This is a genomic window from Pseudomonas sp., assembly GCF_017744435.1.
Taxonomy (GTDB): domain Bacteria; phylum Pseudomonadota; class Gammaproteobacteria; order Pseudomonadales; family Pseudomonadaceae; genus Aquipseudomonas.
The window spans coordinates 133,132-158,339 of record NZ_JAGIBG010000003.1; the positions used below are offsets into that span (position 1 = coordinate 133,132).

The following is a 25,208-nucleotide window of genomic DNA, read 5'->3' on the forward strand; positions in this document are numbered from 1 at the left end:
GGAATAGTGGTCGGCGCTCGACCACATAGGCGACGCTAGCCTGAAGTCAGTCCCTTAACGCAACCGCAATTCCTCATCCAGCCCTCCCAGCATCACCCTGAAAAACGGATTCGAAGTCGCCCGCGAAAAGTTCCCCGCATCCACGATCAGCGCCCCACGCTCCCCGCGCATGTTCACGTTGCCCAGGTTCACCCCGTAATTTTCCTGGTCATCAGGGTGTTGCCCATACAGTGAATCGTCGATGGGGAATGGCAGTGCCACATGGGACAGCGAGATCAGGCTGGGCGGATACACCGCATCCAGCATCTGCTCGTCAGCCGTGGTTGCCAGGGCCGCGAAGCGTGTCGACTTGAGCTGCGCACTGCCCGGGCCTCGGGTCGCAATCAAGGTCCGCGCATAGGGGCGGGCCTGGGGTGTGAACATCCTGTCGCGCAGGGCCGCCACCGACGGCCTGAGCATGTCGTCGATACCCAGCGAGCCGGCAAAGCGGGCGTAGCGGCTGACGCCGATCATGGGCGAGATCAGCACCAGATGGGTGGGCCTGGCCAGGTGCGGGTCTTCCAGCGCGTCGAGGCTGTATTTGACAGCCAGTGCGCCGCCATTGGAGAAGCCGACGATGTACAACGGGCTGCCTGCGGGGGTGCGGCGGGTCGCTTCGCGCACGGCCAGGCGGGTGACGGCCATCCAGTCCTCCCAGTGGGCAGCGGTGAGGCCGGCCGGGACCGTGCCATGCCCGGGCAGGCGCGGGGCGAACACCACATAGCCCAGGTCCTGAAAGTGCCGGGCGAAGTGGCGCAGGCTGTACGGCGAGTCGGTCAAGCCGTGCAGCAGCACCACCGAGCCCTTGGCGGTCTGCCTGGGTTCGGCGATATAGGAGCGGTTCCAGTCATGGCTGAGATTGCCCGGAAACACCCGGCTGCTGGCCACGAAGCGGTTGTAGGCGGACGGCTGCTCGTTGACCAGCTGCTCGCGCATTTCCCGGTTGACCTGGTTGAACACGCGTTGCTCGGCAGCGAGGTAGTCGCCCCAGCTGGCGTGGTCGATGTCGCTGGCCGGCATCTTGTCCGGCACGTAGGTGTGCCACGGCTCCAGCTGGACATCGGCAATTGCGGTGATACGCAAGGCGAACAGCGCAGTGACCAGCAGGGCCAGTACCACCAGTACCATAGCCACCAGCAAACGGCGTATCGGCATCATTCCTCCCTGGACTGTTCCTATGGCGCTATCGGGCTGGCCCGGCTAGTGTCACTGGATTGTCCAGCGAGGCATCGAGCATGAACAGGACGTCAATTGCAGCGATCGGGCTGCTGGCAGTGAGTCTGGCCGTAATTGCCGAAGAAGGCGAGCGCGAGGGGGATTATTGGTACGTACAGACCAGTGCCTATACCAAGCACTGGACCCACGACCCGGAGCACAACAACCACCAGGAACTGATCGGCATCGAGCGCATCTACACCGACGGCCTGCTGTGGGGCGCGGCGACTTTCAAGAACTCGTTCTCCCAGCGCTCCTACTACGCCTACCTGGGCAAGGTCTGGGAGCACGAGCGCTATCCCGTGTATGCCAAGCTGAGCGCGGGGTTGATCGAAGGCTACAAGGGCGAGTATGACGACAAGATCCCGTTGAACCATTTCGGCGTTGCGCCGGTGATCATTCCGTCGTTCGGCGTGCATTGGGGGCCGGTGGGGGCCGAGTTCGTGGTGCTGGGAGGGGCGGCGGGGATGATCAACGTAGGACTGAGGTTCTGAAGGGGAGCAAGGGGGCTGCAAGGCAGCCCCCGGTGCCAATGCCTCAGTCCCAGGCCGGTGCCAGGTTTGCCGGGCTGACTTCGCGGCCATTGCGTTCGAGCGTGGCAATGCGCGCCATGTCATCGGCATCCAGGCGCAGGCTCTGGGCAAGCAGGTTGCTGGCCAGGTTCTCACGCTTGGTCGAAGACGGGATCACTGCGTAACCCAGTTGCAGGGCCCAGGCCAAGGCAACCTGGGCGACCGTGGCCTTGTGCTTGTTGGCAATCTCGGTCAGTACCGGGTCTTTCAGGACCTTGCCATAGGCCAGGGTCATGTAGGAAGTGACGGTGATGCCCTGCTCCTTGAGGAACGCCGTCAGTTTGCTGTTCTGCAGGTACGGGCTGAGCTCGATCTGGTTGGTGGCGATTTCGCCTTTGCCGACCACGGCGATGGCCTGGCGGGTCAGTTCGATGTTGAAGTTGGACACGCCAATCTGACGGGTCAGGCCCAGCTTCTTGGCCTCAGCCAAGGCTCTCATGTATTCGGCCAGTTCAACGCCGTTGCCCGGGGCCGGCCAGTGGATCAGCAGCAGGTCGACATGGTCGGTGCGCAGTTTCTGCAGGCTGTCGCGCAGGCTCGGGATCAGCTTGTCCGCGGCGTAGTTATCAACCCAGACCTTGGTGGTGATGAACAGCTTGCCGCGTGGCACGCCGCTCTCGGCGATGGCCTGGCCGACCTCGGCTTCGTTCTGGTAGATCTGTGCGGTGTCGATGACCCGGTAGCCCAGTTCCAGGGCCGACTTGACTGAATCGATGACAGTTTGGCCGGTCAGGCGGAAGGTGCCGAGGCCGAAGGGTGGGATGCTCATGGATCTGCTCCTGGTAAGTGAAAGACGAACCGACTGAGCCTAGTCGCTCAGCATCGCTCGATCTTCGAATGGGAACAGTGTGCGGGTTTGCCGAGGATTGATTAAGACCGGGCAGGGCCAAGGTCATTTGTCCTGGAGTCACGAATGGGTGGGGCGACCGTGATTCAGGTAAAAACAATGACGCAAACGAAACGGCCCGCCAAAAGGCGGGCCGTCGGGCATTGCAGGTGACAATCAGCGGCGGCGGAACAGCGGCAGCGGCTCGTCGGTGGCGCCCTGGTAGGTCACCGAGAAGTCCTTCAGGCTCTGCAGCGCGTCTTCCGGGTCCTTGTCGGCACGGATGGCGAACGCGTCGAAGCCGCAGCGGGCCATGAAGAACAACTGGTCGCGCAGCACGTCGCCGATGGCGCGCAGCTCGCCCTTGTAGCCGTAGCGGTCACGCAGCAGGCGCGCATTCGAATAGCTGCGCCCGTCGGTGAAGGCCGGGAAGTTCAGGGCGATGACCTGGAAGTGCTGCACGTCGTCGCCGATTTCTTCCGCTTCCTGGTCGCTGTCCAGCCACACACCCAGGCCGCCGTCACGGGCCTTGAGCACGTGGGCATGGTCGCGCCACATCTGCAGCGGGACGATGTAATCGTCGCAGTTGCTCAGCTCGTCGAACGAGAAGTCCTTGGGCAGCAGGTGCCAGGTTTCGTCGACGATCTGGTTGTTCTTAATGATTCGCTGCATAGACGCGTTCCTTGAAGGGGTCGATGCCGATACGCTGGTAGGTGTCGATGAAACGCTCTTCCTCGGTACGTTGTTCGACGTACACGGCGATCAGCTTTTCGATCACATCGGCCATGTCATCCTGGGCAAAGGACGGGCCGAGGATCTTGCCCAGGCTTGCGTCGCGCGCGGCGTTGCCGCCCAGCGATACCTGGTAGAACTCCTCGCCCTTCTTGTCCACCCCGAGGATGCCGATGTGGCCGACGTGGTGGTGGCCGCAGGCGTTCATGCAGCCAGAGATGTTCAGGTCGATCTCGCCGATGTCGAACAGGTAATCCAGGTCGTCGAAACGGCGCTGGATGGATTCGGCGATCGGGATCGACTTGGCGTTGGCCAGCGAGCAGTAGTCACCGCCCGGGCAGCAGATGATGTCGGTCAGCAGGCCGATGTTCGGCGTGGCGAAGCCGCCCTCGCGCAGTTCCATCCACAGCGCGTGCAGCTGGCGCTGCTCGACGTCGGCGAGGATGATGTTCTGCTCGTGGGAGGTGCGCAGGAAGCCGAAGCTGTAGCGCTCGGCGAGGTCCGCCACGGCGTCCAGCTGCTTGTCGGTCAGGTCGCCAGGGGCAACGCCGGTCGGCTTGAGCGACAGGGTCACAGCCACGTAGCCAGGGCGCTTGTGGGCGCGGGTGTTGCGCGAGCGCCAGCGGGCGAAACCTGGGAATTCGGCGTCCTGGGCGCTGTAGTCGACGTTGTCGAGGGCCAGGTACTCAGGGTCGACGAAGTGGCGCGAGACGCGCTGGACTTCGGCTTCGGTCAGGGTGGTGCTGCCGCCGCGCAGGTGGGCCATTTCGGCCTCGACCTTCTCGGCGAACACTTCCGGGGTCAGTGCCTTGACCAGGATCTTGATCCGCGCCTTGTACTTGTTGTCACGGCGACCGTAACGGTTGTACACGCGCAGGATGGCGTCGAGGTAGCTGATCAGGTCCTGCCACGGCAGGAACTCGTTGATGAACGAGCCGACCACCGGGGTACGGCCCAGGCCACCACCGACCAGCACGCGGAAGCCCAGCTCGCCAGCGGCATTGCGCACCGGCTCCAGGCCGATGTCGTGCACTTCGATGGCGGCGCGGTCTTCCTTCGAGCCGTTGATGGCAATCTTGAACTTGCGCGGCAGGTAGGCGAATTCCGGGTGGAAGGTGGTCCACTGGCGGACAATTTCGCACCATGGGCGCGGGTCGACCAGTTCATCCGCGGCAACACCGGCGAACTGGTCGGTGGTGGTGTTGCGCAGGCAGTTGCCGCTGGTCTGGATCGCGTGCATCTGCACGGTGGCCAGCTCGGCGAGGATGTCCGGGATGTCTTCCAGTGCCGGCCAGTTGTACTGCACGTTCTGGCGGGTGGAAATGTGGGCATAGCCCTTGTCGTAGTCGCGGGCGATCTTGGCCAGGGTGCGAACCTGGTTGGCGTTCAGCTGGCCGTACGGCACGGCGACACGCAGCATCGGCGCGAAACGTTGGATATAGAGGCCGTTCTGCAGGCGCAGAGGGCGGAATTCTTCTTCGCTCAGCTCACCGGCCAGGTAGCGGCGGGTCTGATCCCGAAACTGCTTGACGCGGTCCTCGATGATCCGCTGATCGTACTCGTCGTATACGTACATAAAAGTCCTGTCTCAGGCTGCATGCAGCTATTCGCGCGCACGGCCGCGCACTCCGGTTCGGAGCCGGGGAACGATAGCAGGTTGGGTTTATGCGCTAAAGTGATGTTTTTGCATATGAAAAGAACCAAAAGAACTAAGTGAGACTGACTGCCATTTGTTACCCCTGCGTGCGACAGGTTTATACTCGGCGGTTTGTTTCAACGGGTGTATCCGCATGCTCAAGGCGCTTTGCCAAAGCTTGTGCCTGGGCCTGCCACTGGCAGCCTCCGCTCAGGCCGCCTCGGTGGTGTTTCTCAATCCTGGCCTGTCGGACGAGACGTTCTGGACCAGCTACTCGCGTTTCATGCAGGCTGCCGCTGATGAGCTGGGCATGACCCTGCGCGTGGAGTACAGCGAGCGCGATGCTGCGCTGGCGATGAGCCAGGCGCGGGCGATTCTCAAGGGCCCGCAGCGGCCCGACTACCTGGTGCTGGTGAATGAGCAGTACGTCGCGCCAGAGATCATCCGCCTATCCCAGGGCACCGGGGTCAAGCTGTTCCTGGTCAACAACGGCCTCACCGCGACCCAGGCCAGAAGCATCCAGGCCCAGCCCGACCGGTACGGGCAGATACTCGGCACCTTGACTGCCAATGACGAGCAGGCGGGCTTTCGGATGTTGCACGAGATGGTCGCCTTGCTGCCGCGTGACAATGAGCCGATCGACCTGGTGGCTTTTGCCGGAGTCAAGACCACTCCGGCTTCACAATTGCGAGAAGCGGGCATGCGCCGGGCACTGGCCGACTTTCCCCAGGTGCGCCTGCGTCAGGTGGTGTACGGCGGCTGGAACCGTGAGCGCGCCTACGAGCAGGCGCAGCAATTGCTGCAGCGCTACCCGAAGACCCGGCTGGTGTGGGCGGCCAACGACCAGATGGCCCTTGGTGCGATGCAGGCGTTCGAGCAGGCCGGGCGCAAGCCTGGGCGCGATGTGGTGTTCGCCGCCGTCAACAGTTCGCCGGAAGCCTTGCGCGCCCGTATCGATGGGCGCCTGGGCGTGCTGATGGGCGGGCACTCCACGCTGGGTGGCTGGGCCATGGTGATGCTGCACGACGATGCCCAGGGCCTGGAGGTGAATCGCGACGGCAAGCGTGAGCACACGCTGCCGGTGCTGCAGTCGATCGACCAGGCCAAGGCGCGGCGATGGCTGAAGCTGCTGGAACGGGACGACTACGGCGTCGATTTTCAGCATTACAGCGCCGAAGGGCGTTCGCCGAGCTACCAGTACCCGTTTCTGACGTCACCCGTCGACTATTGAAAGACCTTGCTTGAGAGAAGGGCATTGCTCGTCTTAACTGCTGGTGGTGAAGTGCATTCCCATAACCACTACAAGAGGCAATGCAATGGGAAACTCTACCAAGGTCCGCAAAGCTGACAGCAGTGTCGATGCCTGGGCGATCCTCTGCCTGATCGTCCTGGTGGTGGTCACTGCCGTTTATTGGGTCAGCCACCAGTGACTTGAAACTCAAGACCGTGATACCGCCAGAACGCCTGCGGGAGGGATACCCGCAGGCGTTTTCGTTTTTGTAGAGCGCTCAGTGGGCCGTGAGGTGCAGGGCCAGTTGCACCAGGCCGATCAGCACAGCGATGAACACCAGGGTGAACAGGGTGCCCATCACGATGAAGTGGCTGGCTTTGCCGTGGGTGAAGTCGCGGGCGCGGTTCTTGCCGCTCTGCACGCCGAAGGCGGCGGCGAGGATGCTGTGCAGCATCTGCCAGAAGGTTGGGGGCTTGCCCTGGCTGGAATCGTCCATGGTGGCTCCTTGGGGTATCGGAGGCAATCAGGGACAGTGTAGGCAATGGGTGAGAGGTTGCCTGTGCCGGCCTCTTCGCGGGCACGCCCGCTCCCACAGGTACAGCGCAAGCCGTAAGAACGGTGCGGTCCCTGTGGGAGCGGGCTCATCGGGGCGCCGAACCGCCGCGAAGAAGCCAGTGCGGTCTTAGCTGTCGTACCCGAGGTTAGGCGCCAACCAGCGTTCGCTCACGCTGATGTCCTGCCCTTTGCGCGCGCTGTAACGCTCGATCTGGTCCTTGTCGACCTTGCCCACGGCAAAGTACTGCGCCTGCGGGTGGGCGAAGTACCAGCCGCTGACCGCCGCCGCCGGGAACATCGCGAAGTGCTCGGTCAGGAACACGCCACTCGGCCCGGTTTCGCCGATGGCGGTGCCATCGAGCAGGCGGAACAGGGTTTCCTTCTCAGTGTGGTCAGGGCAGGCCGGGTAGCCCGGGGCAGGGCGGATGCCGCTGTACTGCTCCTTGATCAGCGCCTCGTTGTCCAGCTGCTCGTCGCGGGCATAGCCCCAGTGCTCCTTGCGCACCTGCTCGTGCAGCCACTCGGCACAGGCCTCGGCCAGGCGATCGGCGAGGGCCTTGACCATGATCGAGCTGTAGTCGTCGCCCTTGTCCTGGTAAGCCTTGGCCACTTCCTCGGCACCGATGCCGGCGGTGGTGATGAAGCCGCCGACGTAGTCGGTGACGCCACTGGCCTTTGGCGCGACGAAGTCGGCCAGGGACAGGTTCGGCTTGCCATCGGGCTTGATGGTCTGCTGGCGCAGGTGGTGCAGGGTGGCCAGGGCCTGGCCGTCTTCGCCGTAGACTTCGATGTCGTCATCGGCGACCTGGTTGGCCGGCCAGAAGCCGAACACCGCGCGGGCGCTGATCAGCTGCTCGTCGATCAGCTTGTCGAGCATCTCGCGGGCGTCCTTGTACAACGCGGTGGCCGCTTCGCCGACCACTTCGTCGGTGAGGATGCGCGGGAACTTGCCGGCCAGGTCCCAGGAGATGAAGAACGGGGTCCAGTCGATGTACTCGGCCAGGGTGCGCAGGTCGATGTTTTCCAGCACCTTGACGCCGGTGAAGGAGGGCACTGCTGGCTGGTAGCCGGCCCAGTCGTACTGTGGCTTGGCGGCGATGGCCTGGGCGTAGCTCAGGCGCTCGGTGCGGGCGCTGCGGTTGGCGGTGCGCTCGCGCACTTCGACGTAGTCCTGGCGGGTCTTCTCGACGAAGCCGGGCTTGAGTTCCTTGGACAGCAACTGGGTGGCCACACCCACCGCACGCGAAGCGTCGGTAACGTAGACCACGGCGTCGTTGCTGTACTTGGGTTCGATCTTGACCGCAGTGTGTGCCTTGGAGGTGGTGGCACCACCGATCATCAGCGGCAGGTGGAAGTCCTGGCGCTGCATTTCGCGGGCGACGTGGACCATCTCGTCCAGCGACGGGGTGATCAGGCCGGACAGGCCGATGATGTCGCACTTCTGTTCGCGGGCGGTCTGCAGGATCTTCTCGGCTGGCACCATCACGCCAAGGTCGACGATGTCGTAGCCGTTGCAGCCCAGTACCACGCCGACGATGTTCTTGCCGATGTCGTGCACGTCACCCTTGACCGTGGCCATGAGGATCTTGCCCTTGGCTTCCGGCTTGTCGCCTTTCTCGGCTTCGATGAACGGGATCAGGTGCGCCACGGCCTGCTTCATCACCCGGGCCGACTTGACCACTTGCGGCAGGAACATCTTGCCGGCGCCGAACAGGTCGCCGACCACGTTCATGCCGTTCATCAGCGGGCCTTCGATGACTTCGATCGGGCGTGCGCACTGCTGGCGGCATTCTTCGGTGTCTTCGACGATGAAGGCGGTGATGCCCTTGACCAGCGCGTGCTCCAGGCGCTTTTCAACGGGCAGCGAACGCCACTCTTCGTTTTCCACTTCCTTGGTTGCGCCGCCGCCCTTGTAGTCGTCGGCAATCGCCAGCAGGGCGTCAGTGCCGTGCGGGGTGCGGTTGAGCACCACGTCCTCGACCTTCTCGCGCAGCGCGGCAGGGATCTCGTCGTAAATCTCCAGCTGGCCGGCGTTGACGATACCCATGGTCAGGCCGTTCTGGATCGCATGGTAGAGGAAGACCGAGTGGATCGCCTCGCGCACCGGGTTGTTGCCGCGGAACGAGAACGACACGTTGGACACGCCGCCCGAGCTCAGCGCGTGGGGCAGGTGATCGCGGATGTAGGCACAGGCCTCGATGAAATCGACGGCGTAGTTGTTGTGCTCTTCGATGCCGGTGGCGACGGCGAAGATGTTCGGGTCGAAGATGATGTCTTCCGGCGGGAAGCCCACTTCATTGACCAGGATGTCGTAGCTGCGCTGGCAGATTTCCTTCTTGCGCGCGGCGGTGTCGGCCTGGCCGACCTCGTCGAAGGCCATCACCACCACGGCGGCGCCATAGCGCTTGCACAGGCGGGCGTGGTGCTTGAACTGCTCGACGCCTTCCTTCATGGAGATCGAGTTGACGATGCCCTTGCCCTGGATGCACTTCAGGCCCGCTTCGATCACTTCCCACTTGGAAGAGTCGATCATGATCGGCACGCGGGAGATGTCCGGCTCACCAGCGATCAGGTTGAGGAAGCGGACCATGGCGGCCTGGGAATCGAGCATCCCTTCGTCCATGTTGATGTCGATCACCTGGGCGCCGGCCTCGACCTGCTGCAGGGCGACTTCCAGGGCTTCGGTGTAGTTTTCTTCACGGATCAGCCGGGCGAACTTGGCGGAGCCGGTGATGTTGGTGCGTTCGCCGACGTTGACGAACAGCGACTGGCGGTCGATGGTGAACGGCTCCAGGCCCGACAGGCGGCAAGCCTTGGCGATTTCCGGGATCTCGCGCGGCTTGTACTTGGCCACGGCTTCGGCGATGGCCTGGATGTGGCCCGGGGTGGTGCCGCAGCAACCGCCGATGATGTTGAGGAAGCCGCTGGCGGCAAATTCCTCGACCACCGCCGCCATCTCGGCCGGGGTTTCGTCGTATTCACCGAAGGCATTCGGCAGGCCGGCGTTGGGGTGGGCGGACACGTGGGTGTCGGCCTTGGTCGCCAGTTCTTCCAGGTACGGGCGCAGGTCCTTGGCGCCGAGGGCACAGTTCAGGCCCACGGAAATCGGCTTGGCGTGGCGCACCGAGTTCCAGAACGCTTCGGTGGTCTGGCCCGACAGGGTCCGGCCGGAGGCATCGGTGATGGTGCCAGAAATCATGATCGGCAGTTCGATGCCATCGGCCTCGAAGACCTGTTGCACGGCGAAGATCGCCGCCTTGGCGTTGAGGGTGTCGAAGATGGTCTCGATCAGCAGCAGGTCGGCGCCGCCCTCGATCAGGCCGCGGGTGGCCTCGATGTAGTTTTCCACCAGCTCGTCGAAGGTGACGTTGCGGTAGCCGGGGTCGTTGACGTCCGGGGAGATCGAGCAGGTGCGGCTGGTCGGGCCGAGCACGCCAGCGACGAAGCGCGGCTTGTCCGGGGTTTCCAGGGTCTTGGCATCGGCCACCTGGCGGGCGATGCGCGCACCTTCGACGTTCAGCTCGTAGACCAGCGATTCCATGCCGTAGTCGGCCTGGGAGATCTGCGTGGCGTTGAAGGTGTTGGTTTCGAGGATATCGGCACCGGCATCCAGGTAGGCTTTCTCGATCGCGGCGATCACGTCCGGGCGGCTGAGCAGCAGCAGGTCGTTGTTGCCTTTCACGTCGCTTGGCCAATCGGCGAAGCGCGTGCCACGATAGTCGTGTTCCTCGAGGCGGTAGCTTTGGATCATAGTACCCATGCCGCCGTCGAGGATCAGGATGCGCTCTTTGAGTGCGTGCTGGAGTGCTTGAAGACGAGCGCTGCGGTCGGACATAGGAACTACCTGGTCGGGCAAATATCAGAAGGTGCCGAATCATAACAAAGCTGCGCGGTTTTTAGGCGCATTGCCCATTTGCATGAATTCTGTTCATGTTGGGCGGGCGTCAGGCAAGTTATGCAAACAGAGCACCCAAGGACGACCAGGCAAATCGTGATGGCTTTCAAAAACCAGGACTTTCCGCACATGGTGCATCGTATCCTTGTCAGCGTCTTCGCTCTGCTCATCAGCAGCGTGGCGTTCGGACAGGCCCCCCAATCGAGCCCGGCCATTTCCTACACCCGGGACATCCAGCCGATCTTCACCGAGAAATGCGTGGCCTGCCACGCCTGCAACGACGCCGCTTGCCAGCTCAAGCTGGAAAGCCCTGAAGGCGCGGTGCGCGGTGCCACCAAGGTGCCGGTGTACCAGGGCGAACGCAGCAAGGCCGTGCCCCCTACACGGTTGTTCTACGACGCCCACAGTGAAGATGAATGGCGCAAGAAGGGCTTCTATTCGGTGCTCGACAACCAGGGCAGCCAGGCGGCGCTGATGGCGCGCATGCTCGAACTGGGGCACAAGACCCCGCTCACGCCCAACGCCAAGCTGCCCGAGGAGATTGTCCTGGGGCTCAACCGCAACAACATGTGCCCGCTGCCCGAAGAGTTCGACGCCTATGCCGGCGCCCACCCCAAGGAGGGCATGCCACTGGCAGTCACTGGCCTGACCGACAAGGAATACCACACGATGCGCCGCTGGCTGGCCGCCGGCGCGCCGGTCGAGTACCAGCCGATCCAGCCCAGTGCGGCCGAGGCCAGGCAGATCGCCGACTGGGAAGAGCTGCTCAATCGTCCGGGTTCCACCGAGGCGCTGGTCGCCCGCTGGCTGTACGAGCACCTGTTCCTGGCGCACATCTACTTCGTCGGCGGCGAGCAGGGCCACTTCTTCCAGTGGGTACGCTCGCGGACGCCAAGCGGCAAGCCGGTCGACATCATCGCCACGCGCCGCCCCAACGACCCGCCGGGCACCGACTTCTATTACCGGCTGATCCCGGTGCAGGGCGTGATCGTGCACAAGACCCACATCACCTACCCGATGGGGCCGCAGAAGCTCAAGCGCGTGAAGCAGCTGTTCTACGCCGGCGACTGGCATGCCAGCGCGCTGCCGGGCTACGGCCCACGCCACCGGGCCAACCCGTTCGAAACCTTCGAGGCGATCCCGGCGGTGGCGCGCTACCAGTTCATGCTGGATAACGCCGAGTACTTCGTGCGCACCTTCATTCGGGGGCCGGTGTGCCGCGGGCAGATCGCCACCGATGTGATCCGCGACAATTTCTGGGCGCTGTTCCAGGAACCGGCCCATGACCGCTACATCACCGATGCCAAGTACCGCGGCGAAGCCACGCCGCTGCTGGCCATGCCGGGGCAGATCGATGACGTCGGCAGCGTGCTGAACCTGTGGCATGCCTACCGTGACAAGCGCAACGATTACGAAAAACTGCGCCGCGAGGCCTATGCCGAAATGCCGGCGCCGGGCTGGGCAACCCTGTGGGCCGGTAACGACAACGCACTGCTGAGTATTTTCCGCCACTTCGACAGCGCTTCGGTGACAAAAGGCCTGATTGGCGACGTGCCGCTGACCGTGTGGCTGTTCGACTACCCGCTGTTCGAGCGAACCTATTACCAGTTGGCGGTCAACTTCGATGTGTACGGCAACGTCTCGCACCAGTTGCAGACGCGCCTGTACTTCGACCTTATCCGCAACGGCGCCGAGGTCAACTTCCTGCGCCTGATGCCGGCCGACCAGCGTGGCAAGATCCTCGGCAGCTGGTACCAGAACAGCGGCAAGGTGAAGATGTGGCTGGACTACGAAGACATCGATACCGACACGCCAAGCGGCATCAAGCTCGACCCACGCGACCCCAAGCGCGACTTCGGCCTGAAACTGCTGCAACGCACCGGTAGCCTGAACGCCGCGCCGGACCCGATCAACCGCTGCACCGGCGCCTATTGCTCGCGGCCGCAGATGAGCGAGGAATTCCGCAACGTCGAGCAGTCGCTCAGTCGCCTGGTGTCGCGCCCGGCCGCCGGCCTGAAGGTGATCGGCCAGCTGCCCGAGGCGACCATGCTGCGCATCGAAGGCGAGGGCGGCCAGCGGCAGGTCTACAGCCTGCTGCGCAACCGCGCGCACAGCAACGTGGCGTTCCTGCTCGGTGAGGCGTACCGCTACCAGCCGGGGCTGGACACCCTGACCCTGTACCCGGGCGTGCTCAGCAGCTACCCGAACTTCATCTTCAACATCCCGGCCAAGGATGTGCCGGAGTTCGTCGAGGACATGGAGTACGCCAAGGATGACCCGGCGAAGTTCGAGCGCATCGTCATGCGCTGGGGCGTGCGCCGCAGCCACCCGCAGTTCTGGCGCTACTTCCATGACCTCAGCAGCTACATCAAGGAAACCGATCCGGTGGAGGACGGGGTGCTGGACATGAACCGCTACGAGAACCTCTGATCGGGTGGGCTGACCTTTCCGAATACGCTGCGGTCGGAATCGGTAGGTGGCCCGGGGGCTGTTATAGCCTCCGGGCCTCAATGCACCGGCAATCGCAGGTATTCCATGCTGTATTCGCTTCAGGCACTGCGGGCGTTCGCCGCCTGGGTGGTGGTCTGCCACCACTTCATGCAGATCTTCTTCGACTTCCATGCCACCGGCCCCATTGGCCAGCTGCTCACCGACCGCGGCGCCGTAGGCGTCGACATCTTCTTCGTCATCAGCGGGCTGGTGATCTACCTGTCGACCCGCGACAAACCCATCGAACCGCGCCAGTTCCTGCTCAATCGGGCCCTGCGCATCGTCCCCGCCTACTGGTTCTACACCGCGCTGATGGCGGCGCTGCTGCTGGCGTTCAGCCAGTGGATGCCGCACCAGGCCTTCAACTGGCATCACCTGCTGCTGTCGCTACTGTTCATCCCGGCGGAAAACCCCGGCGGTTACGGTTTGTACCCGACACTGAACGTGGGCTGGACGCTGAATTTCGAGATGTTCTTCTACCTGTTGTTCGGCCTGGCCTTCCTGGTGCGCCAGCGCCACCACCTGCTGCTGGTGACGGCTGCGTTGCTGCTGGTCAGTGAAGTGCTCGTCCGCATGGGCGTGCTCAGCCGCTTCTACAGCAACGACATCATCTATGAGTTCCTGCTGGGCATCGGCCTGGGCGTGATCCAGCGCCGCGGCCTGATCCGCCAAGGCCTGTGGCTGCCACTGGCGGTGCTGGGCGTGGCGGGCTACGCGATCTATCACCTGGACGCTTCGCAACGCCTGCTGCACTGGGGCGTGCCAAGCGCCATGATCGTGCTGGCGTTCATCGCCCTGGAGCCGTACTTCAAGGGAAACCGCTTGCTCAAGGCACTGGGTGACTGCTCCTACTCGGTGTACCTGATCCACGTGCTGGTGCTGTATGCCGGCTGGTTCGCCAGCCAGCGCCTGCACCTGAACCCGTACCTGGTATTCGCCGTGTGCGTGCCGTCCATTGGACTAATGTCGTGGTTCAGCTATCAGTGGCTGGAGCGCGGCCTGTACCGGCGGATGCAGGCCTGGCTGGCGGCGCCACGGGAGCAAACTCAGGAATTTGCGCTTTCCCGAGTCAAATACTAGGACTTTGTACAAAGGCCAGGTTGGCGTACACTTGGCCGCAAGTCTGTGAGGAACTTCCATGAGCGCTATAACCATTACTGACGCCGCCCATGATTACCTGGCCGATCTGCTCTCCAAGCAGAACACGCCTGGCATTGGCATCCGTATTTTCATCACCCAGCCGGGCACCCAGTACGCCGAGACCTGCATCGCCTACTGCAAGCCGGGCGAAGAGAAGCCCGACGACGAGCCGGTCGGCCTGAAGAGTTTCACCGCCTACCTCGATGCGGTCAGCGTGCCGTTCCTGGAAGATGCGCTGGTCGACTACGCCACCGACCGCATGGGTGGCCAGCTGACCATCAAGGCGCCGAACGCCAAGGTGCCGATGGTCAACGAAGACAGCCCGATCAACGAGCGTATCAACTACTACCTGCAGACCGAGATCAACCCGGGCCTGGCCAGCCACGGCGGTCAGGTGAGCCTGGTGGACGTGGTCGACGACGGCATCGCAGTGCTGCAGTTCGGTGGCGGCTGCCAGGGCTGCGGCCAGGCCGACGTGACCCTCAAGGAAGGCATCGAGCGCACCCTGCTCGAGCGCATTCCGGAGCTCAAGGGTGTGCGTGACGTGACTGACCACACCCAGAAAGAGAACGCCTACTACTGATCTTTCCTGGTCAAGGCCTAGCAACAAAGTGTTACGGTTTCAACCCCTGCGACAACAGGCCGCAGCCCGTGTTTAAAGGGCTGCGGGCCATCACCGCCTTGGTCGGGTAGAAGCCCACCGGGTGTCATGCCAGAATGCCCCGGTTTTCGACCGGCCCGTCCCGAGGGCCGGCACCTTCCCTGTAAAGGATGGTTCAATGAAAGATCAGTTTACCCGGCGCGCGGTTGTCGCCGGGATGGGCGTTCTCGGGCTCGGCCTGCTGGCAGGCTGCAACCCGGCCCGGGGGCTCGAGTTCAAGTACGGCAAGAACATGAGCAACGAGATCCTAGGGCGCAAGTTCAGCCTCAAGGACCCCCAGGGCAATGTCCGCACCCTGTCGAGCTTCTATGGCAGCATGCCGATGATCTTCTTCGGTTTCACCCAGTGCCCGGCCGTCTGCCCGACCACCCTGGCGCGTGCGGCACAGATCAAGAAGCTGCTCAGGGGCCGCGACCGCGAGATCTTCCAGGTGGTGTTCATCACCCTGGACCCGGAGCGCGACACCCCGGAAGTGCTCGATGCCTACGTCAAGGCCTTCGACCCGTCGTTTACCGCCCTGACCGGCACCCCGGAAGAAATCGCTGCGGTGGCCAAGGAGTTCAAGGTGTTCTACGAAAAGGTCCCGGCCGGTGACACCTACACCATCTCTCACTCGTCCACCAGCTACGTCTACGATACACGTGGCACCCTGCGCCTGAGCCTGGGCCATTCGCTGAATGCCAAGGAATGCGCCGAAGACCTGGCAACCCTGATGGAGATCTGCTGAATGTCGATGCAACCAATCAAGCGCGGCCTGGCCGCCCTGGTACTGATGGGCCTGGCCCTGCCAGCCCTGGCGCAGACCACCGTGAGCGACGCCTGGGTACGCGCCAGCGTGCCGCACCAGCCGTCCACTGGCGCCTTCATGACCCTGACCGCCAGCACTGACAGCAAGCTGGTTGGCGTGGCTTCGCCAGTGGCCAAGACCGTGCAGGTGCACGAGATGACCATGAACGGTGACGTGATGGGCATGAAAGAAGTGAAGGCCGTGGAACTGCCTGCGGGCAAGCCGGTGAGCCTGGACCCCAATGGCTACCACGTGATGTTGATGGGCCTGACCCAGCAGGTTAAGGAAGGCGAGAAGGTACCGCTGACCCTGACCATCGAAGATGCCAAGGGTGCCAAGGAAACCGTCGAGGTTCAGGCAGAAGTACGCCCGCTGAACGCCGATGCTGGCGGCGGGCATGACCACATGCACATGAACCACTGACCAACGAAAGGGCCGCAACAGCGGCCCTTTTTCATTGTGCTGCGCGCTTCAGCTACGGAAGCGTGGCAGCGGCCTTTCGAGGGTCAGCGAGGTCAGCGTCTTGCGGACCTGGGCTTCATCGGCCTCCAGCGCTTTCAGGCTGGCGCGGATCTTGCCCGCAGCGGGCACATCGCCCTGGCGGTCGATCCAGTCGGCAATTTCCTTGCAGGCACTGCTCAGGCAGGCTTGGCGCTGGTTCATCAGCGATATCAGGGTGGTGAGCTCTCTTTCGGACATGACAGATCCTCCGTTCTGCTCTGTCAGTGTAGCAGTGGCTGGCCGGCTTGCCTGAGGCCTGGCGTCGCAGGCGCTAGCTGTGCAGGCAGGCGCTGCGATAGGCGCCCGGCGTCACGCCAAAGGCCTGCTTGAACTGCCGACTCAAGTGGCTCTGGTCGGCAAAACCCAGGGTAAAGGCCACGTCAGAGGCCGCCAGGCCGCTTTTCAGAAATTCCCGTGCCCGCGCCAGGCGCCTTTGCTTCAGCCAGGCATGGGGCGGCAAGCCCGTGGCCTGGCGGAACACCCGGGCAAAGTGGAAAGGCGATAGATTGACCGCAGCGGCCAGGGCTTCCAGCGACGGCGGGTCGACCAATTGGCTTTCCAGCAGCTCCCGCGCACGCGCTACCGCCAGCGGTTCGTTGCCGGGGGAGGTGGGTTCCGGGCAGTGGCCGTGGCGCTGTACCAGTGCCAGCACCGCCTGGCGCCAGGCGGTCTGTTGCTCCAGGGCGCTAGCGCCGGCTTCCGACAGCTGATGCAGCTGGCTGAAGGCCCTCGCCAGGGCCGGGTCCTGAATCACGCTGTCCTTGAAGCGCGGCATGCCGTGCCGGCCCAGTTCCAGCTCGTCCAGCACGCCAGTAACCCGTTCATGCTCCGGATAGAAACCCCGGTAGCGCCAGCCGGCTTCGTGGGCGGTGGCGCCGGTGTGCAGTTCGTCCGGGTTGATCAGCACCATGCTGCCGACCGGTGCCAGGTGCTCGCTGCCGCGGTGCCAGAAGCGTTGCGCGCCCGACTCGATCACGGTGAACACATAGCCTTCATGCACATGCGGGGCGAAGCGCTGTTGAAAGTAACGCGCGTGCAGCATCTCGACGTCGCCGAGGGCCGGCGCCTGCCAGAGGTGGGTCTGTTCGCGCAGGGGCGTGCTCATGCCAGCCAGCTGCGTAGCAGGAAGAAGATCAACATGCTCACCAGCATGCTCAGCAATACGCTGCGGGTCAACAACACCAGCGCAATGGCCACCAGCGCACCGAGCAGGTAGGGGTTGAGCGGGCTCAGGTCGAGCTGGTGGCCGGGCAGGAAGATGATCGGCCCGCAGATTGCCGTGAGCATGCCGGGTACGGCAAAGCCGAGGAACTGCCGGGCGTTGGAGCTCAGGCGCAGGGGCAGGCGCGGTTCCAGGAAGGCGTAGCGGTTGAGGAATACCACGGCGCCCATGGCGAAGATCAGCAGCCAGATCATGGGCGGCCTCCGGTGAATTTCTGACAGACGAAGCCGGCAGCCATGCCCAGCAGGCCGGCGGCGACCAAGGCGGTTTCCCAGTGCCAGTAACTGAACAGCACCGAGCAGAACAGCGACACCGCCACGCACACCACGGTGGCGAGGTTGCGCACCAATGGCGCGATCAGCGCGACGAAGGTGGCGACGATGGAGAAGTCCAGGCCGAGCTGGTCGAGGTGCGGGATGTTCTGGCCCAGCACGATGCCGGCCAGGGTGAACAGGTTCCAGGCGACATAGAACGTCAGGCCCACGCCCAGGGCGTACCAGCGGTTGAACTGCTGCTGGTCGTAGTGGCTGGTGAGGGCGAAGAATTCGTCGGTGAGCAGGAAGCCCAGGCCCAGTCGCCAGCGTACCGGCTGGTTGGACAGCACCGGGCGCATGGACAGGCCATAGAGCAGGTGCTGGGAGGTCAGCAGCAGGGTGGTGAGCAGGATCGACAGCAGGCTGGCGCCGCTCTTGAGCATGCCGATGGCGACCAGTTGCGCGGCGCCGGCGAAGACGATCGCCGACAGTCCCTGGCCTTGCCAGGCACTGAGGTTGGCTTCGATGGCCATGGAACCGGCGAGCAAGCCCCAGGGGGCGACGGCCAGGGACAGCGGCAGGATGGCGACGGCGCCGTGCAGGAATGCTTGGCGGGGGATGGGGGGACTACTGGGCATGATGGCTGCGACACATTTTGCTAGGCAGGGCAGCATGACAGAGCGGTGGGGCGGGTGGCTTGAACGATCTTGCTTGTTTGCTGCCTGTGCCGGCCTCTTCGCGGCTAAAGCCGCTCCTACAGGTTTAGCGCCGGGGCAGGTAATTATCGCTTGGTCAGCCGATGTTGCGCCGCCACGCAGCCATTGATGTCCACGGCCTTCTGCAGCAGTGCCTGGCGGTGCTGTGGATCGAGATCGCCCAGCAACCGGTAGACCTCGGCCTGGTAGTCGCGCTGGCGCCCCCACTGCATCTGCAAGCCCTGCGGGTGGCTGCGGCTGCAGGCCAGGCGGGCGGCTGGTTGCGGATAGTAAGGCGCGTACAAGGTCGCCATGCTGGGGATCGCTTCGAGGGCTTCGCGGTAGGCCGGGCTGGCATTGTAGGGTGGGCACCAGGTAGCAATTGCAGTTGCCGGCGGTGCAAAGCCTTGTTTCAGGCTGGCTTCCAGCAGCGGGCAGGCGGCATCGGCGATCTGCGCTGCTGGCAGGTAGGTGGTGTAGTACAGCGCCAGGCGATATTGCGCCACCGGGTGGCCAAGCTCCACCGATTTTTTCAGCAGGGCCACGGCCGTCGGCAGGGTATGTGCCATCGCCCGGCCTTGGCGATTGAGCTCCGGGTCGACGCCCATGGCGGTGCGCAGGGTGCCGTTGTCATCTGGCGTGTCGGCTTGCTCCAGCAGCGGCAGTGCCTGGCGGTAAAGCAGGTCGGCGTGCGGGTCGATACGGACATCGAGCGCATTTGCAGCCATCGGAGCCAGTGCGATGAACAGCGCCGATGCCAGAGCGACGCGGCTCACAGGCGTGCCTCGCGCAATGAGCGGGGCCGGCAGGCTGCCAGGTACGGGAGGGCGGCTTGATGAATGATCACAACTTCGCGTACGCCTCGGGCGAATCGGAACGACGGGGTATTCTAGCCAAGCGTGGGCCGAAACCGAAACCCCGTCGCTCGCCTGTCAGACGAGCTTGATCGGTGTGGCCTTGCGCTGGGCGTGTCGCTCCTGGGCCAGCCCCAGCTTGGCGGTGATCACTTTGGCCAGGGCATTGTTGCCCAGGTCGTTCAGGTGCAGGCGGTCGACAAACAGGTCGGCACCGAACACCGGCGAGCTGCTGAGCATGCTGTTCATGTCGTAGCAGGGCACGGGGTCCGCCTGGCTCTTGATGCGACGGAAGAACGCCATGTGCAGCTGGCTGTCGAATGCACCGTCGAGCAGGCGATCGAAATTCCTCGGTTGTTGCTTGAGGGCGGCCAGCATCGCCTGTTCACCCGCCGGCAGGGTTTCCCGGCACCAGGGCAGCAGGGGCTGGAGGATGAAGGTCAGGGTTGCGTGGCTGTCAGCCAGCATCCGCTCCCATTGGCGCAACGTGCGGCCGATGCTGTCGGCCGCCCGTGCCAGGCGTTTTTCCGGGGCGGACAGCGACCAGTTGGGGACAGGTTGCTGGCGCCGTGGTGCCAGTGCCTGGCCCAGGCGCTGCCACAACGACTCGCGGCGAGCCTGGCCAACGGGCGGCATGCCCTCGTTGAAACTGTTCAGGTAAGCCTGGTGAGCCTTGGCCTGTAGTGGGTCGTGCGGGCCGGCCAGGACTTCACCGAGGGCTTCATGGGCCAAGGTGTTGAGGCCGCTGAGCAGCACCACATGGCCCACTTCGCCCAAGCGATGCTGGTGAGTCAGGAACAGCAACAGTTCCTGGCTGGCATTGAGCCCACAGCCAGCCAGGCTTAGCCATGCCTCACCGGTGAGCATCGACAGGTGTGAGGCCACTGTATGTTCATCGGAGCTGGCGCCGATGCCCAGGGCAGTCGAACCGCCAACCAGCAGGTTGATGCGCGGTGCGCTGCCGCGTTCGGCAGCCGAGTAGCGCTTGCCGGCGCAATGGCTGTAGCGCAGGCCAAAGGCATCGGTGTTGATGGTGCCGGAGCGGTAACCGCTCTCGTGCACATGCAGGGTGTGCGGTGCGCGGCGGTTACCCAGCAGCAGGAAACGCTGGTAGTCCTGATGCAGCGGCGAAGCGAGGCCCGAGACATGTGTGGTGGTGACGGACGTTGTCATGGGCGCTCCTTCTCGGCTGGCGTTGCGGCGGTGCAGGGCGTTCAGCCCGCCAGCTCCTTGAGGTTATAGGCCAGGCCACCGGCGGCGATCAGCAGCAGGACGACCCCCGAGGCCAGGGAAATCAGGCGGTTGCTGCGCTGCGAGGTGATTTTGCCGATGGCGAAGATGTACAGGCTGAGCACGGCGAAATCGATCAGCACCCACAACAGCGACAGCACCACCATGCTCTTGCCGAACGACTCGGTGATCTGGATGAACTGCGGGAAGAAGGCGATGAAGAAAATGATGTCCTTCGGGTTGGAAATGCCCACCATGAAGCCCTGCCACAAGCCGCCGCGGCCGGGCTTGGCCGGCTGCAGCTCGGCCTCGTCGGCGACAGGCGCCTGCAGGCACTCGCGCAAGGTGCCCACGGCGATGTAGCCGATGAACAGGCAACCCAGCAGGCTCATGCCACTGAGCCAGGCCTTGTCGATGGCTGCGCTGGTGAGGATGACCCAGGCAGCGGCGCCGATCAGCACCAGTGACGCCCAGTTGGTGCCGACGGCGGTGAACATGGCCTTGCGCGAGCCGGAGGCCGCAGCGGTGTTGACGATCAGTGCCACCACCGGGCCGGGGGTGGCGATCAGCAGCAGGACGGTGAGTGCATAAGTCAGAGTCAGGGCGGTATTCACGGTCAGTTCTCGATCAGAGTGTCGGGTGTCGCACGGGCATGAGCATGAAAGGGGCAGCGCGACGGATTGAGCGAGCCTGCTTCCTGCAGTTGGTACTGCTTCCATTCGAAGTTGTCGTCCTGGCCAAAGAAGCCCAGGGTTTCGGGCATGACCCCGTCGTTGTAATGGCGTACGCGATCACGAATGCGGGCACGAATGCGTTGCCCGCTTTCGGTGCTGGCGTTGGCCACTTCGTCGAAGTTCTCCCGCGGGTTGATGACGAAGGTGATGTGCGGGCCGAGATTGCGGCTTTTCATCTGCTGATGGCCGGGGAAGTTCATGTTGATGAACAGCGGCATGCCGGCGTAGCAGAACGACCAGGCGTTGTCGTGCGGGTCGGTGGGAACTGCTTGAGGCCACGGATGCGGGTCACGGGCGTGGACCCCACGCAGTACTTTCCAGGCCAGCGCCTGTTGCTCGGCCAAGGTGCTGTCGGCAGCCGTCTCGAGAAACACCACCAGCGGGCTGCCGATGCGTTGCTTGATCGGCACAGGCGTTATGGTGCGTATATAGTCGGCCAGGCCATGAGCGATATCATCGGCCAGTTGTTCGGCACGGGCGAAGAGGATGTGGCAGGATGCACCGGCAACGGCTTTGCGCCCGAACAGGCACGGAAAGTCGGGGTTGGCGAGTACACTGCGAAAATGTTGCAGGGTTTGCCGCGTCCAGTGCTGAGTGTTCCGTACATGTTCATCGGCCAGCTCTAGCGCATCCAGGCGATAGCAGTTTCCATAAACCGTAAACATGATTTCCCCAGGAGATTGAAGTAAGAGAGAGTTCCACTCATATGCAGGCAGGTTGGTTACTTATCTTTGTTATTTACCTGCATTTTCTGAGACGCTCTTCACGTTGTAAAACGCGTGGAACTATGACCTACTATTAGTCTCACTCATGCTTCGAGGGCATCATGTCGGAACGGATTCAAGCACTGCACGCCTTGCGTGCCTTCGAGGTTGCCTCGCGCTACGGCTCGTTCACCCGGGCCGCCGAAGAGCTGGCGCTGACCCAGGGGGCGGTCAGCCATCACATCAAGACGCTCGAATCCATGTTCGGCTGCGACCTGTTCGAGCGCCGCGGCCCCAAGTTGAGCCTCACCGAGCATGGGCGGTTGCTGGCCCAGGAGCTCAAGGTCGGTTTCAAGATCATCGAAAACGCTTGTGCGCTGCTGCGCCAGGACCGCTATGGGCTGCGTCTGAAAGCCCCTTCGACGCTGACCGTGCGCTGGCTGCTGCGGGCACTGGACGGTTTCAAGAAGCTTGAAGACAACTGCAGTGTGCAGCTTTCGAGCGTGTGGATGGACATCGATTCGGTGGACTTCTACTCCGAACCCTACGACTGCGCCATCCTCCTGGCCAACGGCCGTTTCCCGGCCGACGTCGAGAGCGTCAAGTTGTTCGATGAGTGGCTGATCCCGGTGTGCCACCCAGACTACATGGCACAGGCGCAACCCGAACTGGCCGACCTGCGCCAATGTGAGTTCCTCCACCCGTCACCAGACCGCCGCGACTGGCGGCGCTGGCTGGCGCGCATGGATGCGCTGGACATCAGCATCGACCAGGGCCAAGTGTTCGACACGCTCGATCAGGGCATCTCCGCCGCGCAGCAGGGGCTGGGCATTTCGGTGGTCGACCTGGTGCTGGCCAGTGCCGACCTCGCGGCCGGGCGCCTGGTGACGCCGTTCAAGCATGCGGTGTCGACCGGTGACGGCTACTACATGACCTGGCTCAAGAGCAGCCCCAAGGCGCGGCAAATGCACAAGCTGCGTGACTACCTGCTCGGCCAGGTGCCGCCGCTGAGCTACAAGGACATCAACTACCTGTACGGCTGAACACGCGCTCCAGCATGAAGTCGATGAACACCCGCAGCTTGGGCGGCATGTGGCGCCCGGACGGCCACAGCAGGTAGAAACTGCCGCGCCGTTCGATGAAGTCGTCGAGCACGCTCACCAGTGACCCGGCGGCCAGTTCGCGGCGCACGCTGAAGTCCGGCAGGCAGGTGATGCCACGGTGGTTGAGGGCGAAGCAGATACGCGTCTCGACATGGTTGCAGACCATCGAGATGGGGATGTCGTAGCCCTGTTCCGGGTGCTCCTGGCGCAGCGGCCAGATTTCCAGTTTGCCATTGCTGGGGAAGCGGTAGTGCAGGCAGGTGTGTGCGCTGAGTTCGCGCGGGTGCAGCGGCGTGCCACGCGCCTGCAGGTACTCGGGCGAGGCCACCAGGCAATGCTGAAAGTGCCCGAGAAACTTGGCGTTGAGCCGCGAGTCCAGCGGCTGGCCGCCGCGCATCACCACATCGAAACCTTCACCGACGATGTCGACCATGCGGTCGGTGAACTCCAGGTCCAGCTCCACCTGCGGGTAGCGTTCCATGAACTCGGCCAGGGCCGGCATCACCAGCCCGGTCACTTGCGGCAGGCTCACACGCAGGCGACCGCGCGGTGTTTCACTGGCCTGTGACAGTGCCTGTTCGGTGGCCTCGATCTCGGCCAGGATGCGCCGGCTGCGCTCAAGAAACAGCGTGCCCTCGGCGGTCAGGGTGATACTGCGTGTGCTGCGGTGAAACAGGCGCACGCCCAGGCGGCTCTCCAGGCGCGCCACACGCTTGCCTACGGCCGAGGCGCTGATGCCCAGCGACTGGCCGGCGGCGACGAAGCTGCGGGTTTCGGCGACCCGGTTGAAGACCACGAAGCCGCTGAGGCTGTCCATCCTGTGCTCCAGATTACGGACATCCACGTCCTGAGTGAGCGGCATTGTAACCGCCTTTTTCCGTAATACGGAGCCTTGCAGACTGTCGGCCTTGATCGAAACCACAAGGCATCCTGCAATGTCCCAGACATCGACTGTTCCCCTGACCCGCGTCGAGCGCCTGCCCGTGAGCGGCCTGCTGGCACTGGCCATGACCGGCTTCATCGCCATCCTCAGCGAAACCCTGCCAGCGGGCCTGCTCGACCAGATCGCCGATGGCATGCACATCAGCCAGGCCATGGCCGGGCAATGGGTGACGGCCTATGCGCTTGGCTCATTGCTGACGGCCATCCCGTTGGTGACCCTGACCCAGGGTTGGTACCGGCGTCGGGCGCTGTTGCTGGCAATAGTCGGTTTCGTGCTGTTCAACGGCCTGACCGCGGTGTCGCTCTCCAACCACCTGACCCTGTTGCTGCGCTTTCTCACCGGCGCCGCTGCGGGCCTGGCCTGGGGCCTGATCGCCGGGCATGCCCGGCGCATGGTGCCGGCGGCCCTGCAGGGGCGGGCGATGGCCGTGGCCATGCTCGGTCAGCCGATTGCCTTGTCGCTGGGCTTGCCGATCGCGACCTGGCTGGGCGCCGGGTTGGGCTGGCGCGCCACCTTTGCCGTGGTCACGCTGGTGGCGCTGCTGCTGGTGTTCTGGGTGCTCAGGGCGGTGCCGGACTATCCGGGGCAGGCGGGCGGCCAGCGCCCGTCGGCGGCGCAGGTGTTGCGCACGCCGGGCGTGGCCCTGGTGCTGCTGGTGATCCTCGCCTGGGTCCTGGGCCACAACATCCTCTACACCTACATCGTGCCGCTGTTGGCGGCAGCGGGCATGACGGCCAAAGTCGGCCAGGTGCTGATGTTGTTCGGGCTCTCGGCGCTGGCCGGGATCGGCTTGGTCGGGCTGATGGTCGATCGGCACCTGCGCAAGCTGGTCGTGCTGAGCCTGGCAGGGTTTGCCCTGGCCACCCTGTTGCTGGGGCAGGCCGCGCCTTGGGCCATCTACCTGAGCGTCGCGCTGTGGGGCCTGACCTATGGCGGTGCGCCGACCCTGTTGCAGACCGCCTGCGCCGATGCGGCGGGTGAGGGCGGCGATGTCGCGCAGTCGATGCTGGTGACGGTATGGAACAGCGCCATCGCCCTGGGCGGGATCGTCGGTGGCGTGTTGCTCGCCGGCGTGGGCGTCGAGGCATTTGGCAGCGTGGTGCTGGCGCTGATCGCAATGGCCTTGCTGGCGGTACTGGCAGCGCGCAGAAGCGGCTTCGTGGCGGGGCCACGCTAGCGTAGAATCGTC

At 63.8% G+C, this 25,208-nt stretch carries 24 protein-coding genes; 9 read left to right on the plus strand and 15 right to left on the minus strand.

The window, feature by feature from the left end:
• Positions 1–54: 54 nt before the first annotated feature.
• Positions 55–1,194 (minus strand): alpha/beta hydrolase, encoded by a 1,140-nt coding sequence (locus J7573_RS03735; RefSeq protein WP_294325795.1) that lies wholly within the window; start codon positions 1,192–1,194, stop codon positions 55–57.
• Positions 1,195–1,274: 80 nt separating this feature from the next.
• Between J7573_RS03735 and J7573_RS03740 the strand changes: the two genes are divergently transcribed.
• On the plus strand, positions 1,275–1,748 hold the full coding sequence (locus J7573_RS03740) for a sn-glycerol-3-phosphate transporter (RefSeq protein WP_294325797.1): 474 nt from the start codon (positions 1,275–1,277) through the stop codon (positions 1,746–1,748).
• A 43-nt stretch (positions 1,749–1,791) separates the two neighbouring features.
• Here J7573_RS03740 and dkgB read toward each other — a convergent pair whose 3' ends face one another.
• The 3 genes from dkgB to J7573_RS03755 all read right to left on the minus strand — a co-directional run bounded on the left by dkgB (position 1,792) and on the right by J7573_RS03755 (position 4,960).
• On the minus strand, positions 1,792–2,595 hold the full coding sequence (dkgB, locus tag J7573_RS03745) for a 2,5-didehydrogluconate reductase DkgB (protein WP_294325800.1): 804 nt from the start codon (positions 2,593–2,595) through the stop codon (positions 1,792–1,794).
• A 234-nt stretch (positions 2,596–2,829) separates the two neighbouring features.
• Positions 2,830–3,324 (minus strand): DUF934 domain-containing protein, encoded by a 495-nt coding sequence (locus tag J7573_RS03750; protein WP_159409794.1) that lies wholly within the window; start codon positions 3,322–3,324, stop codon positions 2,830–2,832.
• Complete coding sequence (locus J7573_RS03755; RefSeq protein ID WP_294325803.1) at positions 3,308–4,960, minus strand: nitrite/sulfite reductase; 1,653 nt, start codon at positions 4,958–4,960, stop codon at positions 3,308–3,310. The genes J7573_RS03750 and J7573_RS03755 overlap by 17 nt, the downstream gene beginning before the upstream one ends.
• 214 nt (positions 4,961–5,174) lie before the next feature.
• On the opposite strand from J7573_RS03755, the gene J7573_RS03760 reads away from it, so the two are divergent.
• Complete coding sequence (locus J7573_RS03760) at positions 5,175–6,251, plus strand: ABC transporter substrate-binding protein (RefSeq protein ID WP_294325805.1); 1,077 nt, start codon at positions 5,175–5,177, stop codon at positions 6,249–6,251.
• A gap of 277 nt (positions 6,252–6,528) precedes the next feature.
• On the opposite strand, the gene J7573_RS03765 is transcribed toward J7573_RS03760, so the two are convergent.
• Both J7573_RS03765 and metH read right to left on the minus strand, forming a co-directional pair.
• A complete protein-coding gene (locus tag J7573_RS03765; protein ID WP_103448030.1) occupies positions 6,529–6,747 on the minus strand; it encodes a DUF2970 domain-containing protein in 219 nt (72 codons plus the stop codon).
• Positions 6,748–6,933: 186 nt separating this feature from the next.
• Positions 6,934–10,641: a methionine synthase gene (gene metH, locus J7573_RS03770; protein ID WP_294325806.1), complete on the minus strand. Its 3,708-nt coding sequence runs from the start codon at positions 10,639–10,641 to the stop codon at positions 6,934–6,936.
• A 189-nt stretch (positions 10,642–10,830) separates the two neighbouring features.
• Between metH and J7573_RS03775 the strand changes: the two genes are divergently transcribed.
• The 5 genes from J7573_RS03775 to J7573_RS03795 all read left to right on the plus strand — a co-directional run bounded on the left by J7573_RS03775 (position 10,831) and on the right by J7573_RS03795 (position 16,202).
• Positions 10,831–13,131, plus strand: coding sequence for a fatty acid cis/trans isomerase (locus J7573_RS03775; protein WP_294325967.1), 2,301 nt, complete (start codon positions 10,831–10,833; stop codon positions 13,129–13,131).
• 105 nt (positions 13,132–13,236) lie between these two features.
• On the plus strand, positions 13,237–14,271 hold the full coding sequence (locus J7573_RS03780; RefSeq protein ID WP_294325808.1) for an acyltransferase: 1,035 nt from the start codon (positions 13,237–13,239) through the stop codon (positions 14,269–14,271).
• A gap of 58 nt (positions 14,272–14,329) precedes the next feature.
• Positions 14,330–14,914: a Fe-S biogenesis protein NfuA gene (gene nfuA, locus J7573_RS03785; RefSeq protein ID WP_027919855.1), complete on the plus strand. Its 585-nt coding sequence runs from the start codon at positions 14,330–14,332 to the stop codon at positions 14,912–14,914.
• Between the two features lie 196 nt (positions 14,915–15,110).
• Entirely contained in the window at positions 15,111–15,719 is a 609-nt protein-coding gene (locus J7573_RS03790) for an SCO family protein (protein WP_294325810.1), read from the plus strand.
• Positions 15,720–16,202 carry a copper chaperone PCu(A)C gene (locus J7573_RS03795; RefSeq protein ID WP_294325812.1) on the plus strand — a complete coding sequence of 161 codons (483 nt, stop codon included), beginning with the start codon at positions 15,720–15,722 and terminating at the stop codon, positions 16,200–16,202.
• A gap of 48 nt (positions 16,203–16,250) precedes the next feature.
• Here the strand turns inward: J7573_RS03795 and J7573_RS03800 are convergent, their stop codons facing one another.
• The 8 genes from J7573_RS03800 to J7573_RS03835 form a co-directional block, all read right to left on the minus strand.
• Positions 16,251–16,478 carry a hypothetical protein gene (locus J7573_RS03800; protein WP_012313790.1) on the minus strand — a complete coding sequence of 76 codons (228 nt, stop codon included), beginning with the start codon at positions 16,476–16,478 and terminating at the stop codon, positions 16,251–16,253.
• A 73-nt stretch (positions 16,479–16,551) separates the two neighbouring features.
• On the minus strand, positions 16,552–17,385 hold the full coding sequence (locus tag J7573_RS03805; RefSeq protein WP_294325818.1) for an AraC family transcriptional regulator: 834 nt from the start codon (positions 17,383–17,385) through the stop codon (positions 16,552–16,554).
• Entirely contained in the window at positions 17,382–17,696 is a 315-nt protein-coding gene (locus J7573_RS03810) for an AzlD domain-containing protein (protein WP_079227485.1), read from the minus strand. Before J7573_RS03810 ends, J7573_RS03805 begins: the two co-directional genes overlap by 4 nt.
• Positions 17,693–18,394: an AzlC family ABC transporter permease gene (locus J7573_RS03815; RefSeq protein ID WP_294325826.1), complete on the minus strand. Its 702-nt coding sequence runs from the start codon at positions 18,392–18,394 to the stop codon at positions 17,693–17,695. The genes J7573_RS03810 and J7573_RS03815 overlap by 4 nt, the downstream gene beginning before the upstream one ends.
• 143 nt (positions 18,395–18,537) lie before the next feature.
• Entirely contained in the window at positions 18,538–19,179 is a 642-nt protein-coding gene (locus tag J7573_RS03820; RefSeq protein WP_294325970.1) for a sel1 repeat family protein, read from the minus strand.
• 204 nt (positions 19,180–19,383) lie between these two features.
• Positions 19,384–20,478, minus strand: a complete 1,095-nt coding sequence (locus tag J7573_RS03825) for a hypothetical protein (protein ID WP_294325828.1) — start codon at positions 20,476–20,478, stop codon at positions 19,384–19,386.
• A gap of 41 nt (positions 20,479–20,519) precedes the next feature.
• Positions 20,520–21,149, minus strand: a complete 630-nt coding sequence (locus tag J7573_RS03830) for a LysE family translocator (RefSeq protein ID WP_159409804.1) — start codon at positions 21,147–21,149, stop codon at positions 20,520–20,522.
• A 2-nt stretch (positions 21,150–21,151) separates the two neighbouring features.
• Positions 21,152–21,934: a YqcI/YcgG family protein gene (locus tag J7573_RS03835; RefSeq protein ID WP_294325830.1), complete on the minus strand. Its 783-nt coding sequence runs from the start codon at positions 21,932–21,934 to the stop codon at positions 21,152–21,154.
• Between the two features lie 161 nt (positions 21,935–22,095).
• Here J7573_RS03835 and J7573_RS03840 point away from each other — a divergent pair, with 161 nt between their 5' ends.
• Positions 22,096–23,016: a LysR substrate-binding domain-containing protein gene (locus J7573_RS03840; RefSeq protein WP_294325832.1), complete on the plus strand. Its 921-nt coding sequence runs from the start codon at positions 22,096–22,098 to the stop codon at positions 23,014–23,016.
• Here J7573_RS03840 and J7573_RS03845 read toward each other — a convergent pair.
• Complete coding sequence (locus tag J7573_RS03845; RefSeq protein ID WP_294325834.1) at positions 22,997–23,893, minus strand: LysR family transcriptional regulator; 897 nt, start codon at positions 23,891–23,893, stop codon at positions 22,997–22,999. The genes J7573_RS03840 and J7573_RS03845 overlap by 20 nt on opposite strands.
• Before the next feature lie 118 nt (positions 23,894–24,011).
• On the opposite strand from J7573_RS03845, the gene J7573_RS03850 reads away from it, so the two are divergent.
• The gene (locus J7573_RS03850) at positions 24,012–25,196 is read left to right on the plus strand and encodes an MFS transporter (protein WP_294325836.1); all 1,185 of its coding nucleotides are present in this window, start codon (positions 24,012–24,014) and stop codon (positions 25,194–25,196) included.
• Positions 25,197–25,208: the final 12 nt, after the last annotated feature.